Origin of the sequence: Streptomyces sp. NRRL B-24484 (genome assembly GCF_000717715.1) — a bacterium.
In the GTDB taxonomy this organism is placed as follows: domain Bacteria; phylum Actinomycetota; class Actinomycetes; order Streptomycetales; family Streptomycetaceae; genus Kitasatospora.
In genome coordinates, this window is sequence record NZ_JOAI01000084.1 from 1 (window position 1) to 14,309 (window position 14,309).

11 protein-coding genes and 3 pseudogenes are annotated in these 14,309 nt (G+C 67.5%); 5 read left to right on the plus strand and 9 right to left on the minus strand.

Features of this window, described 5'->3' with window-relative positions; genetic code table 11:
- The first annotated feature begins 241 nt into the window (after positions 1 to 241).
- Entirely contained in the window at positions 242 to 730 is a 489-nt protein-coding gene (locus IE98_RS43930; RefSeq protein ID WP_159401231.1) for a helix-turn-helix domain-containing protein, read from the plus strand.
- 517 nt (positions 731 to 1,247) lie between these two features.
- On the plus strand, positions 1,248 to 2,534 hold the full coding sequence (locus tag IE98_RS0140325) for an IS256 family transposase (RefSeq protein WP_420706270.1): 1,287 nt from the start codon (positions 1,248 to 1,250) through the stop codon (positions 2,532 to 2,534).
- Between the two features lie 317 nt (positions 2,535 to 2,851).
- Here the strand turns inward: IE98_RS0140325 and IE98_RS43935 are convergent.
- The 3 genes and pseudogenes from IE98_RS43935 to IE98_RS52160 form a co-directional block, all read right to left on the minus strand.
- A pseudogene (locus IE98_RS43935) lies at positions 2,852 to 4,239 on the minus strand (SMI1/KNR4 family protein).
- Positions 4,240 to 4,385: 146 nt separating this feature from the next.
- The gene (locus tag IE98_RS51705; protein ID WP_234443879.1) at positions 4,386 to 4,478 is read right to left on the minus strand and encodes a helicase associated domain-containing protein; all 93 of its coding nucleotides are present in this window, start codon (positions 4,476 to 4,478) and stop codon (positions 4,386 to 4,388) included.
- A 397-nt stretch (positions 4,479 to 4,875) separates the two neighbouring features.
- Positions 4,876 to 7,626 carry an ATP-binding protein gene (locus tag IE98_RS52160; RefSeq protein ID WP_159401232.1) on the minus strand — a complete coding sequence of 917 codons (2,751 nt, stop codon included), beginning with the start codon at positions 7,624 to 7,626 and terminating at the stop codon, positions 4,876 to 4,878.
- 368 nt (positions 7,627 to 7,994) lie between these two features.
- On the opposite strand from IE98_RS52160, the gene IE98_RS0140345 reads away from it, so the two are divergent.
- Together IE98_RS0140345 and IE98_RS0140350 are read left to right on the plus strand one after the other, a co-directional pair.
- On the plus strand, positions 7,995 to 8,204 hold the full coding sequence (locus IE98_RS0140345; protein ID WP_030277575.1) for a hypothetical protein: 210 nt from the start codon (positions 7,995 to 7,997) through the stop codon (positions 8,202 to 8,204).
- A gap of 973 nt (positions 8,205 to 9,177) precedes the next feature.
- A complete protein-coding gene (locus IE98_RS0140350) occupies positions 9,178 to 9,414 on the plus strand; it encodes a hypothetical protein (RefSeq protein WP_159401233.1) in 237 nt (78 codons plus the stop codon).
- Positions 9,415 to 9,452: 38 nt separating this feature from the next.
- On the opposite strand, the gene IE98_RS0140355 is transcribed toward IE98_RS0140350, so the two are convergent.
- The 4 genes and pseudogenes from IE98_RS0140355 to IE98_RS48730 form a co-directional block, all read right to left on the minus strand.
- On the minus strand, positions 9,453 to 10,547 hold the full coding sequence (locus tag IE98_RS0140355; RefSeq protein ID WP_030277577.1) for a hypothetical protein: 1,095 nt from the start codon (positions 10,545 to 10,547) through the stop codon (positions 9,453 to 9,455).
- Positions 10,548 to 10,962: 415 nt separating this feature from the next.
- Complete coding sequence (locus IE98_RS0140360) at positions 10,963 to 11,175, minus strand: hypothetical protein (protein WP_030277578.1); 213 nt, start codon at positions 11,173 to 11,175, stop codon at positions 10,963 to 10,965.
- 88 nt (positions 11,176 to 11,263) lie between these two features.
- On the minus strand, positions 11,264 to 12,103 hold the full coding sequence (locus IE98_RS0140365; protein ID WP_030277579.1) for an IS5 family transposase: 840 nt from the start codon (positions 12,101 to 12,103) through the stop codon (positions 11,264 to 11,266).
- A 13-nt stretch (positions 12,104 to 12,116) separates the two neighbouring features.
- Positions 12,117 to 12,215 (minus strand): annotated as a pseudogene (locus tag IE98_RS48730) (IS5/IS1182 family transposase); the annotation flags it as partial.
- A gap of 108 nt (positions 12,216 to 12,323) precedes the next feature.
- Here IE98_RS48730 and IE98_RS43940 point away from each other — a divergent pair.
- Positions 12,324 to 13,057, plus strand: a pseudogene (locus IE98_RS43940) (transposase family protein).
- 90 nt (positions 13,058 to 13,147) lie between these two features.
- Here the strand turns inward: IE98_RS43940 and IE98_RS0140375 are convergent.
- Complete coding sequence (locus IE98_RS0140375) at positions 13,148 to 13,381, minus strand: hypothetical protein (protein ID WP_234443880.1); 234 nt, start codon at positions 13,379 to 13,381, stop codon at positions 13,148 to 13,150.
- A gap of 125 nt (positions 13,382 to 13,506) precedes the next feature.
- The gene (locus tag IE98_RS0140380; protein WP_030277582.1) at positions 13,507 to 14,274 is read right to left on the minus strand and encodes an IS5/IS1182 family transposase; all 768 of its coding nucleotides are present in this window, start codon (positions 14,272 to 14,274) and stop codon (positions 13,507 to 13,509) included.
- Between the last annotated feature and the right edge of the window lie 35 nt (positions 14,275 to 14,309).

Below are 14,309 nucleotides of genomic sequence, written 5' to 3' on the forward strand. Positions count from 1 at the left end.
AAGGGCTCCAGCCGGGCCCACTGCTCGTCAGTCATGTCTCCACGTGCCACGGACCGCGATCATTCCACGCCCCGAACCCACTTTCGAAACACGGCCTAGTACTCTGCGTAACCGCTCGGGTGACCTGTGGGCGGCCCCGGCAAGGACCTTTCGGAGTTCCTGCCGGGGCCGCGTGCTGTTCGGCCTGGCCACTCCGACACCGGAGGAGGCCCCGGACGACGCGGTCGAGACACTGGCGCTGATGAACCTTTCCCGCGCCAACTACGGCACTCCGCCGGTGCACGGCCGGGAGTGGATGCTGCGTTACGTCGCCCAACAGGACCGCGAAGAAGGGCCGGCGGTGAGGGCGAGCGACGTGCACAGCCGATGGCAGCTTGATGCCGACGGCTGGGAGCAGCACCCTGGCTACGCCGCCGCTGGCTGGCGGATGGCGCTGGCCGGCGCCGTGTACGAGCAGCGCACCGTCCGTAGCTGGACGGAGGCCGACCTCGCCGAGGCGGCCGGCCTCACCGAGGACCAGGTCGAGGACATCGAATGCTCCGGCGCCGACCCGACCCCCGACATCCTGCAGGCACTCGGCCACGCCTTCCGCGCCGACGTCCTGTTCGCCACCGCCGGCCCCGAGCCCGGCGTCCGCTTCATCACCCACGACGACGGCCACAACGGACCCCACCACCAGGCCGCCCTGACCCTTCCGCTAGTGGGTGACCTACAGACACGGCAGCTGTAGTTCGTGCCCTTGGTGCTGTCGGTACTGGTCAGCGCGGAGACGGGGCTCGCGGAGATGACAGTGGCCACCGCGATCATGACGAGGTGTGACTCACGATCTGACCCACCCGGTACCACCCCGGGCCCAACCGCTGCTCCGTGCTGCCCTCCACCTCTCCGCTCTCGCGAACGCCGCCGGCCGACCCCTCTTCGGCGACCCTTACCAAGGCGGCCACCCCCACCTGACCAACCTCGCCGAGGTCTGCAGACTCCGCCCACCACAACCGCCCACCCCTCGCAGCAAATCCCGCCCCCGCACCCGCCAAACCCAAGTGGCCGATCAGCAACGCCCACTACCACTACCCCTGGGCGTTCGAGGAGATCACCTACGGCTGCCCCCGCCCACCGCACCCCATCCGGCGCAAATGACTACCGGGCAGCACACCCCAACCCCCGATCGCTACTCCTCGCGTGTACCGCGTGGGTCTGTACGGTGGCCGGTGTATCTCCCGATCAAGGAAGAGCACCTGATGAGCGACGTGATCGCCTCGGTTGAGGCGGTTGAAGAGGTTCGGCCGGTCGAGCTGTCGGCGGACCTGCTGGACGACCAGTTGATCGGGCAGCTGGTCGACCGGGCCCGCGCGAGCGGGCTCCAGTTGACCGGCGAGGGCGGGCTGCTGCAGCAGCTGACGAAGCGGGTGCTGGAGTCCGCCCTGGAGGGCGAGACCACCGACCACCTCGGCTACGAGAAGCACGACCGGGCCGGCGCGGGCAGCGGCAACAGCCGCAACGGCGTCCGGGCCAAGACCGTGCTCACCGACGTCGGCCCGGTCGAGATCGAGGTGCCTCGAGATCGCGAGGGCAGCTTCGATCCGCAGATCGTCAAGAAGCGCCAGCGGCGGCTGACCGGCGTCGACGAGATGGTGCTTTCGCTGTCCGCGCGGGGTCTGACGCACGGTGACATCTCCGCGCACCTGGCCGAGGTCTACGGGGCGAGCGTGTCCAAGTCGACCATCTCCACCATCACCGACAAGGTCATGGACGGGATGGCCGAATGGCAGAACGGCCCGCTCGACGCGATCTACCCGGTGATCTTCATCGACTGCATCCACGTGAAGGTCCGCGACGGGCAGGTCGCCAACCGGCCGATCTACATCGCCCTCGCGGTGACCGTCGACGGCACCCGCGACATCCTGGGCCTGTGGGCCGGCGACGGCGGCGAGGGCGCCAAGTACTGGCTCCAGGTCCTGACCGAGATCAAGAACCGCGGCGTCGAAGACGTGTGCATGGTCGTCTGCGACGGACTCAAGGGCCTGCCCGACGCCATCGGCACGGTCTGGCCGCAGGCCATCACCCGGACTTGCGTGGTTCACCTCATGCGGGCATCGTTTCGATACGCGGCCCGCCAGGACTGGGACAAGATCTCCCGCGCACTCAAGCCGATTTGCACCGCGCCGACCGCCGACGCCGCCGAGGACCGGTTCCTGGACTTCCAGGAGGAATGGGGCGCCAAGTATCCGGCGATCGTTCGACTCTGGTCGAACGCCTGGGCCGAGTTCGTGCCGTTCCTCCAGTTCGACGCGGAGATCCGGCGGGTCGTCTGCACGACCAACGCGATCGAGAGCGTGAACGCCCGCATCCGAAAGGCTGTCCGCGCCCGCGGACACTTCCTGAACGAGGCCGCGGCGCTCAAGTGCGTCTACATGGCCGTCATGAGCCTGGACCCCACCGGGCAGGGCCGCAAACGCTGGACCATGCGCTGGAAGCCCGCACTCCAGGCCTTCGACATCGCCTTCGACGGCCGGCTCTCCCTCGGCCGCCGGTAACTCACACAACACGAGATACACCAGTCGCTGGACACACCCTCCTCCTCGCCTGAGTCACAGCCCATTACCACCGATTACGGGACAGATCCGTTGATTTGACACTCCCATATGCGGCGTGTGGGTTGCGGTGGTGGTGCGTCACCTGTTTTCAGTGGTTGGTGTCCTGGCTGGTGCTGGTCAGGGAGGGATGTGGTGAAGGCTGGTGGCGGGTTGGTGGTGAAGGATGGTGTCGTTGCCCGGTGACGCCTGGTTGTCGCCTGTTATAGCGGGGTGGATGGCAGCTGCCGGCGGGTTCTTGCTGTTGATCGGCCGCAGGGCTATGGCAGGGGGCCGAGGCTGCCGTCGATGAGGGTCTCTGTGATGAGGGGGCGGTCTCGGAGGGTGAGGATCTCGTTGGCCAAGGCGATGATCGGGCGGGGTCCCGGTCGCCGTGCACCCTGATGGCGGCGGCCGACAGGTCGTGCGGGACGGCGTCGGCGTCGAGCAGGACGCGCCGGTCCTGCGGGGCCAGTTCCAGGAACTCCAGTCCGGTCAGCTCGGCGATTTCCAGCGGGTCGGGGAGTGCCCCTGGGTGGGCGGACAGGGTGCGCAGGCGGGGCAGCCCGTAGAAGGGGGCCAGGCTGAACGGTTCGCCGTCCTGCGCGCCGATGCCGAGGACCTCCAGATCTGGGTGGACGGCGGCCTCGACGTGGTTCTGGTGATGGACGCTCGCCACGAAGGGCAGCGGGTGGAGGTTCCGTCTCCGGCGGGGTTCCCGGTCCCGGTCCGGGTGCAGTACCAGGTCGGTGAGGGATTCGGCGAGCAGGTGGGCGCCGATGCTCTGTTCGTGGTCGAGCACGATGATCTGCCCGGTGTGGCCGCGGGGGCCCGGGGTCAGGTCGACGGCGATTCGGTTGCCGCCACCGGTGTCGCCGATGACGATCCATCCGGGCGAGACGACCAGGTCCTGCACGGCGGCGTCGGGCGAGGTGAGGGCCACCTCCATCGCCGCGTACTTCCACGGCAGGGCACGCTCCGAGGCGTCGGCGATGGCGAGGCTGTTCAGGGCCCCGAGCTCGAAGCCGACCGCGGCGAAGACGCGGGACTTCGCCTCGTAGTCGTTCCTCCAGTCCTGCCACCGTGCGTGAGTCACCCGGTAGAGCACCTTGATCTCCTCGGGCAGCGCCACGCCGAGGCTCGCCTCCGCGGCGGGGATCTCCTCCTCGGTGGCGCCGTTCTCGCCGGGGATCCGCCCGCGGAGCGTTCGTTCCAGCAGGGCCAGGTCCACGGACGGGGCCGGCCGTGCATCTGGCACCGCCTCGGGCAGGCGGCGCCACGGCTCGGGTACGGCGCCCTCGGTCAGGATCAGCGCGCCCGGGTGGGCGCTGCCGGAGCCGGGTTCGGCGGCGGGGCCGTAGTCGAACAATTGGAGCACCGTCCGCCCGCTTGGGGCGATCTCCACGGTGAACGCGATGTCATCGACCCTGGCCGGTACGAGCGCCTGCCGTACCCGGTTGGTCGCGGTGAACTCCTCCCGGCTGTCCGGCATCGGCACGCCGGACGTCAGCATGGCCCGGAGCGACCCTCTCCGCAGGGGCATGCTCCACGAGCCGCGGCCGATCCTCCCCGCCACGTGGCCACCCGGTACGGCGAGACGCTCCGCGTGGGCTGCCCGTAGGAGCCGCAGCAGGGGCTCCCAGGTGGCGAAGTCGTGCAGCGAGGACAAGGGGGCCTCCGACGGTCCGGTGATCACGGCGGCGGCGATTATGCCGCTACGGCCTCGCCATCTGATCCCGGCCCCATCTGGAACAGCCCGACAACTCGGTGTCCAGCCAGCCGAGTACGATGCTTTGCCCAGACGAATGCGGCCGCCTACCAGGCCACGCCCAGAGCCTCCAGCTGTCCGAGCTGCTCCGCGGTGAGCTTGTCGCTCCGGGCCCGAGTGTTGTTGAGCCAGATACCCAACGACGTCCCTCCCTCGCATGCCCCTCCCGCTCGGCGAGCGCCGCGAGGTGGATCCGGAACCGGTCCGTGCGGGACGTCTTCGGCTTCGCCTCCGCCGCGGCCCTCGCCGCCACCAGCTCGGGGTCCTCGGCGATGCCGATCGCCGCCAGCAGGTCCCGCATCCCCTCACCCAGGCCCTCGCCAACCCCGACGGCTACGCCGCCCACCCTGCGTCGCGACGAAGCCGAGCGAGCCGGGAGGCTGAACGCAAGGTCGGCCTCGACGGGAGTATCCCCTTCCCCGACCTCGGCCAGGCCGCTGCCCCCCAGCCACCACCCCGTCCTTGCTGCGCCGACACCTGCTCCGACCGCGCCTCGGCGCCGCTTCTTCTGCCCCTGACCGTGTCAGGTTGGGTCGGCTATTCGTTGGCCTTTCCCAGCTCTTCCTCGGCTTCAGCCTCGGCGCCGGCCCGCCGGTAGGCCTCGGCGGAGGCCTCGCGCGTAGCCCGGACCTCGCCGGCCGGGCGTCCGGCTGCCTGCAGGGTGTCGGCGAGTTCGCCGAGCGCCTCACCCTCGTGGTACGCGTCGTCCAGCTCATGGAACACGGCGACAGCACGCTCACCGGCCTCCACCGCCCGCTCCACCTCTCCCGCCCCCCGCAATGCGGTGCCGAGGTTGTTCCACACCCCGCCTTCGCCATGGCGGTCGCCGAGGGCTTGGCGGATGTCGAGGGCGTGTTGGTGAGCGTTGAGGGCGTCGTCGAAGCGCCGCAACCGCTTGAGAACGGTGCCGAGGTTGTTCCACGCCCGGCCTTCGAGGTGGCGGTCGCCGAGGTCGTGGTGGATGTCGAGGGCGTGCTGGTGGGCGTTGAGGGCGTCGTCGAAGCGCCGCAACTCCGCCAGAGCGTTGCCGAGGTTGTTCCAGGCCATGCCTTCGAGGTGGCGGTCGCCGAGGTCGTGGTGGATGTCGAGGGCGTGCTGGTAGGTGTTGAGGGCGTCGTCGAAGCGCCGCAACTCCGCCAGAGCGTTGCCGAGGTTGTTCCACGCCCCGCCTTCGAGGTGGCGGTCGCCGAGGTCGCGGTGGATGTCGAGGGCGTGCTGGTGGGCGTTGAGTGCTTCGTCGAAACGCCGCAGCCCTCTGAGGGCGAGGCCGAGGTTGTTCCAGGCCGTGGCTTCGAGGTGGCGGTCGCCGAGGTCCCGGCGGATGTCGAGGGCGTGTTGGATGGCGTTGAGGGCGTCGTCGAAGCGCCGCAACCCCTTGAGAACGGAGCCGAGGTTGTTCCACGCACTGCCTTCGGCACGGCGGTCGCCGAGGTCGCGGTAGATGTCGAGGGCGTGTTGGTGGGCGTTGAGGGCGTCGTCGAAGCGCCGCAACTCCCGGAGGGCGAGGCCGAGGTTGTTCCACGCCCGGCCTTCGCCATGGCGGTCTCCGAGAGAGGTGGCCGCGTTGCGGGCAAGCGTGGCAACGTCCAGGGCGTCCTGCAAATACCGACGCGAACGCAGGTATCCCCCCAGGAAGTGGGCCAGGCTCATGGTGACCTCGTGGTGGCCGGAGGCGTGCGCGGTGTGGACGGCGGCCACGAGGTTGGCGCGCTCTGCATCCAACCATTCCATCGCTGTGCCCCGGTTGGGGAAGCGGTTCTTGTCCCCGCCCGTGCTGAGGTTGAGGTGGGCGTCGGCGGCTTGCACCGTGCGGGCGTAGTAGTTGAGGAGATGGGTGAGGGCTTTGGCACTGGCCTGCGGGCTTTGCTGGGCTTGTTCGGTGGCGTAGGCGCGGACGAGGTCGTGCATGCTCCACCGGCCACTGTCCGGGTCCTGCCGCACCAGGCTCCCCCTGACCAGCGCAGCCAGCCGCATCCGGATGTCCCTGGCCTTACCCACCCCGCTGAGCGCCACGACCGCCTCCAGCGACATATCTGGCCCCGGGACCACCGCAAGCAGCCGAAACAACTCCTCCTGCGGCGCCGTTAGACGCCGCACCGACCGTTCCAGGACACCGCGCACGGCACGCGAGCCATCGTCCAGCACATCCAGCCGCTCCGCCGGGTCATGCAGCTCGTCGGCGAGCGCGGCCAGCTTCAGCGAACGGTCAGCGACAAGCTGCGCGGCGGCGATCTGCAAAGCCAGCGGCAAATACCCGCACAGCTCCGCAACCCTGGCCGTGCCGATGGGGTCGGCGGCGATCCGGCCGTCGCGAGGCAGAACCAGCCGCACCGCGGCGTCGACCAGACCAACGGCTTGCTCCGGAGCGAGGACATCGAGATCAACCAAACGCGCACCGAGCACGGCCGCGAACTCGTCCCGTGAGGTGACCAGGAGACGGTGCGGACCCGCCGGTACCAGGTGCTCGACCTGGCTGGCGGCGGAGACGTTGTCGGCAATCACCAGCACCCGCTCCCCGGCCCGGGTACGGGTGGCAAGCTCGGCGCGGTAGAGGGCTGCGCGCTGGGCTTCTTCCGGGGGGATCTGGGAGGTGTCGACGCCGAGTTGGCGCAGGACGTCGTCCAAGGCGCGCCCGGCGTCGGTCGGTGTGTCGTCGTAGCCGCGCAGGTCGAGGAAGACGGCTCCGGTGAACGCCCCGTCCACGAGGGCGCGGTGGCCGGCGGCGAGGGCGAGTGTGGTCTTGCCGATCCCGCCCATGCCCCGCACCGCCGCCGTCACCACTACCGCGGCAGCAACGGTTCCGGGGCACTCGGGCTCCGGGTCTCCGAGTGGGTCGAGCAGAGTGAGCAGGTCGTCCAGTTCCTTCCCGCGTCCGGTGAATCCCGCCGCGACCCCTGGAAGTGGGGGGAGCGGCGGCAACTCGGGGGACGCCGACGGGACGGAAGGACCGTCCGGTGCGGTGCCCGGGATTTTCTCTTTGCTGGCGCGGTCGAATTCTTCGGCAAGTGTGACCATCCGGGTGTAGGAGTTTTTCCATTCGACGAGGTCGGTGCGGGCCGCGGTAAGGACTTTCACGGTGCTTTCGTCGTGTTTCCTGCAGGCGCAGACGAACGCGGAAACGAATTCCCAGTCGTACACGCGGAAGACGCCTGCCCGGCCTTTTTGAAGCTCGCTGATCGCCGTCCCCGTGAGTTTCCCGTCCTCATCGGCCGCGATGAGCTGGGGTCCGCTGGGGTTGCCAGCGTCCCGGCGGAGCTGGTCCAGGCGCTGCCCGAACTCCCGCAGCACCCGCTGCGACTCTGCGCTCTCACCGGCCAACGTATGTACCCCCTTGCTGACTGCCAGCCCACAGCGGCCGGCCGCAGCGTTCTCCTCCCACCGCGCAGGTGGACGGCCCCGAGGAGTGGCTCACCGAGCCGTCCAGAGCGCATGCCGTTCCAGGATGGTCCGCAGTAGCCCGCGCCCGTCCGCATCGGTCCGCGATCGTCCGCCGGACCGGCCTCTCACCCTAGTGCTCACCTGGGGGGATGCGGGGGTGTTTCCGGGATGATCCGGGTGTATCTGCAGATCGGCTCCAGGCCTTTCCTGGCCGGGATCGTGGTGGCCAAGCCGGCCGGCTGACCCGCACTCACCACAACCCGCCAGGGGAGGACCTGATGTTCAGCAAGCAGTGGCACACCCACACCGACAAGACCCCGCACAGCACGGCAATCCCCGTCCAGCCGACCGCACCCCACCACGTCCCGGCCGAAGCCGAGACGCCCGGCGAACACCTCGCCGGGCAGATCGCCCGCGGCGCCGCCTCCGGCGTCACCCGCTCCGTCACCGACTGGATCATCGAGCAGCTCACCGAGAACTTCGGCTGACCATCCATGACCATCCCAGGGGGCCGGCGCCAGCACGACGCCGGCCCCCTGGGATGGTCGTCCCTCTGCGTGGCCGGTGCAGAATTCCGTTATCATCAGAACCTGATTCCCCGAATTCGATGCGGTTTTCGGAGATGGGCACAGGACCTGAGGCGGGATCTGCTAACAGTGAGTTTCTTGGTGCGCGTCGGGGGAGTGGCAGTGGTGGGGCGTCGGTGTTTTGGCAGTGGTTGAGGTCTTGTTTCTGCTGGTTGGCTGCCCGGTGTTGACTGTCGTGGTTTGTCGTTTGGGTGCTGTCATGGTTGTCGTTTGTGCTGGTCGTGGTGGTGTCGCCTGGTATGGATGGTCGGGGTCCGGGCGGTGCTGTTAGCGCATGTCGTTTGTTGCTGTCAGGGGTTTGGCGTTTTCGGTGTCGTGGCTGGTGGTGGCCTGTCCAGAACCCAAATTTTGAGCCGCTGCCGACAGGAGGAGTTGTTACGAGTTTCGCTACTTCATCAAGGCGCCGCGCAAGCGCGGCGCGGCACTCGCCCGCCTCCTGTCTTCACCTCGGCGTGCGCGGCGGCCGGCGGTGCCGCAAGGAGCGGCAGAGAGAAGCATGGGGCTCCGCCCCAGACCCCGGCCTTATCTCGGAGGGGGAGGGGGCAGGCGCATCGTCAATGTGGTGAGGGTACGGGGTCGCGGGACGGCCCCCTCCTCGACCGGACACCCAAGGGCGTACCCGGAACCTGGGGCCCGGCCTTCGACCGCGCGCAAAAGTGGCCGACCTGGAGGCAGGAGCCGAGCCCCCAGAACCCGGGTGCGGCGAAGCTGCCCGATCGAGGAGGGGGCCACCCCGCTCAGCCTGGAGTGTGCTGGTGGCGGCTCTTCGCGATTGGCTCAGCCCGGACACCAGCCAGAGTCGCTCTGCTACCCGCGCGATACTCCCCGCACACAAGCAGGAGCCGCGGCGAACAGCGGTCGATTGGAGATGGAAGTGGCCAGGCTGATTCTCGTGGCTCTCTGGTTCGTCATTGCCATTGGCGGAGGGCTCCTTGCCGCATGCAACTTCGGAGGGCTGGCGGAGAGGATCTTCGATCTCCTTGACTCCTACTCCCTGACCTCTGGGGCTACGCCGAGGACCGTACGCATCATTGGCGGCGGATTTGTAGCAATCTCCACGGCCGGGATCTTTGTCATAGCGCTCTCCCACGCGCAGGGACTCAATCACTGAGCTCAGCCGACGACCAGCCTCACCATTTGCCGGTCGATCTAAGCTTCCAAGCAGAGTTCGTGAAGGTGATTGTCGGTCCCGTGGTAGACCACGTGCAGGGTTTTATCGCTATTACAGGCATAGACGCTAGGGTCACCGGCCGCGTTCGGCGGAGCGCCTGTAGCGTCGGACAGATCGTTGTGGCGCCACTGATCATTGAACGCCAGTTCGTGGATGTGGTCGTCGGTGCCGGAGTAGACAACGTGCAGGGTCTTGTCGACCTCCCAGGCGTACACGGCAGGGTCGCCAGCTGCATTAAGGGAGACGCCGACGGCGTCGGATAAGTCGTTGTGGCGCCATGCATCGATACCCGAAAATGTCCCCAACAGCTCGTGAAGACGACCGTTGTTGGCGCGGTAGACCACGTGCTGTTCCTCTGGGTCATTCCACGCGGCGCCGCCGGGGTTGCCGACCGCGGCAGGGGCATCGCCGACGGCCGCGCTGGTGATGTCCCCGTGGTATTGGTTGCCAGCATGGCCGTGGAGCGAGAGCAGGTAAAGGTGGCCGTTGGTGCCGCGGTAGACAACGTGGATGCCGTTCTCCTGTGGCCAGTAGTAGACGGCTGTTGCGTCGCCGGCTGCTTTCGGGGGGGCATTCCGGGGCTCGATGACCACGGTGAGATCTGCATCGTCCCACTGGTTGTCGGACCAAGACAGTTCGTGGAGGTGACTGTCGATTGCGCGGTAGAGAACGGCAGGGTCGTCTGGCACTATCTGGCGGTAAACGGCGCCAGGATCGGCAACTGCGTTCGGCGGATTAGGTTGTGCCGCGCCGGTGAGATCGGTGTGCAGCCACTCTCCGTTGAACGACAGTTGGTGGATGTGGCTGTCGGTGCCTCGGTAGACCACACTCGTGGTCCTGCCCCAGGCACCGGCAACGGGATCGCCCACCGAGTTGGGCGGAGTGCCTTGTACCGCACGAGTGAGATCCGTGTGATGCCAGGCCCCGTTGAACGACAGTTGGTGGATGTGGCTGTCGGTGCCGCGGTAGGCCACATGCTGCGTCTTGTCGGCGTCCGTGGCATAGCCGACGGGATTACCGGCCGACAGTACGCCGCCACTAGCGTTCGTAAGGTCGTTGTAGTGCCAAGTCATTCCGTACCCTCCTTCGCACGGGAGTGATTCCTTGAACCCGTCTGTTTTCTCCCACAGGTGCGTTTCTGCAGCGAAGATCTGCGGGTCTTCCCTGGATGACGAGGGGGAAATCTACTATCTCGTCACCACCTTTTGAGGCGGGTGATGTCCCTGCCGAAAAATCCTACATGGCCAGTATGCACCCCTGATAGCCAGGGCGCATCTGGAGGCCGCCATGGCGGGGCGGGAAAACTACACCACACCCGCCTGTCGCGAATCAGTGAAAACTGTCGACCGTAGATTAAATTATGGCCCGCAGTGAACAAAGATTGTTCGGGCTTACCTTTTCGTCTCAGCATTAATTTACCTTGTGGATATCCAGGTGGCACCCGTGCACCGCCCGGTCGCACCGGCGGGGCTGAGACTCCGCCACTGGTTAGTCGTCGTCCGTGAGTCTGTCCCAAACCTGGCCCTGCCGTTGCAGGTCATAACCTCGGGTATCAGCAACGTGCTCGGCGTGCGTCTTGCTCCTGATGCCCGTATCGCTTTCGCAGTGTGTGCTGACAATCGGGTCGTACGCGCCAGCGCTCCGCTCGATCTGCTGGACATTAAAGACGATGCGCCCATCCTCAGCCTTCACGAGGATCATCAGCGGGCGGGATTCATTTCGAGGGCTCATAGCCGGACGGTATGCCTGTGGGCGGTGTCACTGGGCGTTTCGTCCCCGACTTTGGACGTCAGGTTCCGCGCCAGGTCGGCGTGCTCTCGCCGGTGAGGCGACGGGTCATGAGACTGATCATCGCGACGTGGACCATGGCTTCGGAGCGGGCTGGGAGTGCTTCGTAGTCGCGGGCGAGGCGTCGGTGGTTCATGAGCCAGCCGAAGGTGCGCTCGACGACCCAGCGGCGGGGTTGGACGACGAATCCCCTGGTGGTGGGGTCGCGGCGGACGATCTCGAGGTCGATGCCCAGGGTGGCGGCGTGTTCGACGACGGCGTTCTTGTAGCCCATGTCCGCCCAGGCCTTGCGTACGGTGGGGTGCTCGGCCGCCATCTGGGTCAGGAGCTGTCGGCCGGCGGCGTTGTCCTGGACGCTCGCGGCGGTGACCAGCACCACGAGCAGCAGGCCGATCGTGTCGGTGACGATGTTGCGTTTCCTGCCGACGATCCGCTTCCCGACATCGGCGCCCTGGGTGGCGGCGGGGACGTTCGTGGAGGTCTTCACGCTCTGCGAGTCGACGATGCAGGCCGTCGGCTCAGGACTGCGCCCCTCGCGGGTGCGGACGAGGCGGCGTAACAGGCCGTTGAGCTGCTCGAACACCCCCTCCTTCTGCCATCGGGCGAAGTAGGCGTAGACGGTTTCCCAGGGCGGGTAGTCGTGCGGGAGGTAGCGCCAGGGGATGCCGGTGCGATCGACGTAGAGGATGGCGTCCAGCAGGTCGCGCAGTTCGTGCTCGGGTGGTCGGCCGAACGCGAGGGCCCGTTCGGTCCGGGCCCGGCGCCAGACGGTGAGGGGGGGCTCGACCAGGGCCCAGCGGGCATCGGACAGGTCGCTCGGATACCGTCGACGATCCGTCATAACGACGGCATATTGTCGAGCAGCGGGCTTTGCGGAAGATCCGCCAGGACTTGAGTCGGGCGAAGGCACGTTCGCCGGAGGCCCTGAGGCGGGCGTGGTCGCGGTTGTACTGCCTTGGTAGGCGCGGTCCGCCAGTGAGCGTCTTTCATCCTGTGCTGGAGGATGAAATGGCCTGGTCAGTTGGGGTGTCGGTGACGTGGCAGGGCCCCTCGTCGTTGGCGTGGTGATTCCACTCATCACGTCGTCGCCGAGGGGCCCTGTTGGTTCCGTATCCTGCCATGCTCGACGTCCCGCACGAGCTGGTCGAGCACGTCTCCTGGCTGATCTACACCCGAAGGCGTGAACTGAACTCTCGCTGGCGCAGGCTCGGTTGCTTCAAGCAGGCCCTGCTGGTCCTGGCCCATCTACGCAAGAACGAGACGCTCGCCCAGGTCGCAGCCGGCTTCGGCGTCTCGGAGACGACCGCCTGGCGGTACGTGGACGAGACGGTGGAGGTCCTGGCCACATGGGCGCCGGGCCTGCGCGAGGCGCTGGTCGGACTGGGCGAGGGCGACTTCGTCATCGTGGACGGCACCCTGATCCCGACCGACCGGATCGCCGCGGACGAGCCGTACTACTCGCAAAAACACCGCAAGCACGGAATGAACGTGCAGGTCATCGCCAGGCCGGACGGGACCCCGCTGTGGTTCTCCCGAGCCCTGCCCGGCCGCACCCACGACCTGACCGCCGCCCGCGCCCACGGCATCGTCCAGGCCCGCCTGACCAGGGAAATCCTGGTACTGGCGGACCGCGCCTACCAAGGTGCCGGCGCCACCGTCCGCATCCCCTATTACAACCATCACGAACTCCCCGAGCACTACAAGCAGTACAACCGCGACCCGCTGCTCGACCAACCGCATCAGCCGCACCGTCGCCGCCGTCCACACCCTCCTCACCTGCGAAAACTCAGGATGAAAAGAGGTTCACTGGCTGGCCGTGCACTTCATGACCGGCGGTAAGGTCTAACCGGGACCTGAGTTTCGCGCCCAGGTCCCGATCACGGCTTCACTGGGCAGCCGGCCCGCCCGGTCCGCTGAAGGCGTCAATCGCCTTGCGCAGGGCGTCCGCGAGCTCCGGGAGCTGCTTCAGGAATGCGATGACCAGCATGACGGCCAAGCCGAGCAGGCTGAAGATCGCGAGCAGAACCAGGGTGATGTAGTTCCAGTCCACCGGGTGAATCAACCCTTCCAGAATTTTCTGGTGGTCGAACCGGCGAAATGGCAGCCTCAGTCCGACCACCGACTTCGTGGTCTCAAACTGAGTGACTGCCGACGCGAGCACGTCCTCTGGCGCTGGCTAAGGGTCGTCCCGTAATTGATCTCCAGCGGATCGGGCGGTGTGATTCGCTTCTGGGTGGGCTTCGCCTACGCGGCCTGGATGAGGTTGTGTAGGCGGGCGATGCCGAGCATGGCGTGGTGGACGCCGTCGCCCTTGAGGCGGCAGTCGCGGAGGATCTTCCAGGTCTTCATCCGGGCGAAGACGTGCTCGACGCGGGCGCGGACCTGTTTGTGCTCGCGGTTGTGTTCGGCTTGCCACTCGGTGAGCTCGCCGCCGCGCGGTCGGCGGTGCGGGATCACGAGTCCGGTGCCCGGATAGCCGCCGTCGGCGATGGTCGTCGTCCGGCCGACGGCGGCCTTCGCGCCGGACTCCTCCCATGCCTTGCAGTCGTTCCGGTTGCCCGGCAGGGGCTTGCCGACAGCGACGACCAGCCGGGTGTGGGCGTCGATGACGACCTGGTGGTTGGTGGAGTATCGGTAGTTCTTCGACTGCTCGGCGATCGTGTGGTCGCGGGTGGGAACCAGGGTGCCGTCCACGATCAGCACGGTGCCCTTGCGGAACCGGCGCCGGGGGTTGAGCGCGAGCAGGGGCCCGAGGTGGTCGATGATCCGGCCAGCCGCCGACTTCGAGATGCCGAAAAGCGGCGCGAGCTGCCTCAATGTCAGGTTCGTGCGCCAGTAGGCGGCGACCAGCAGAATCCGGTCCTCCAGCGGCAGGCTCCACGGGCGGCCCCGGCGCACCCTCTCGGCCCCCTCGCGGCGGAGCATCGCGACCAGCTTCTGGAAGTCGCGCGGGCCGAGCCCGGTGAACGGACCTATCCAGGACGGCTCCGACGCCGTGATCACACCAGCCACGACGAGATCATTTCACCGTAAGCCGGCAGCCTGTG

Excerpts from the sequence above, each read along its gene's own strand:
- IE98_RS0140365 (WP_030277579.1), bottom strand. The coding sequence starts at position 12,103 with ATGACGGATCGTCGACGGTATCCGAGCGACCTGTCCGATGCCCGCTGG.
- IE98_RS43930 (WP_159401231.1), top strand. The coding sequence starts at position 242 with ATGAACCTTTCCCGCGCCAACTACGGCACTCCGCCGGTGCACGGCCGG.
- IE98_RS0140345 (WP_030277575.1), top strand. The coding sequence starts at position 7,995 with ATGTTCAGCAAGCAGTGGCACACCCACACCGACAAGACCCCGCACAGC.
- IE98_RS0140360 (WP_030277578.1), bottom strand. The coding sequence starts at position 11,175 with ATGATCCTCGTGAAGGCTGAGGATGGGCGCATCGTCTTTAATGTCCAG.
- IE98_RS0140355 (WP_030277577.1), bottom strand. The coding sequence starts at position 10,547 with ATGACTTGGCACTACAACGACCTTACGAACGCTAGTGGCGGCGTACTG.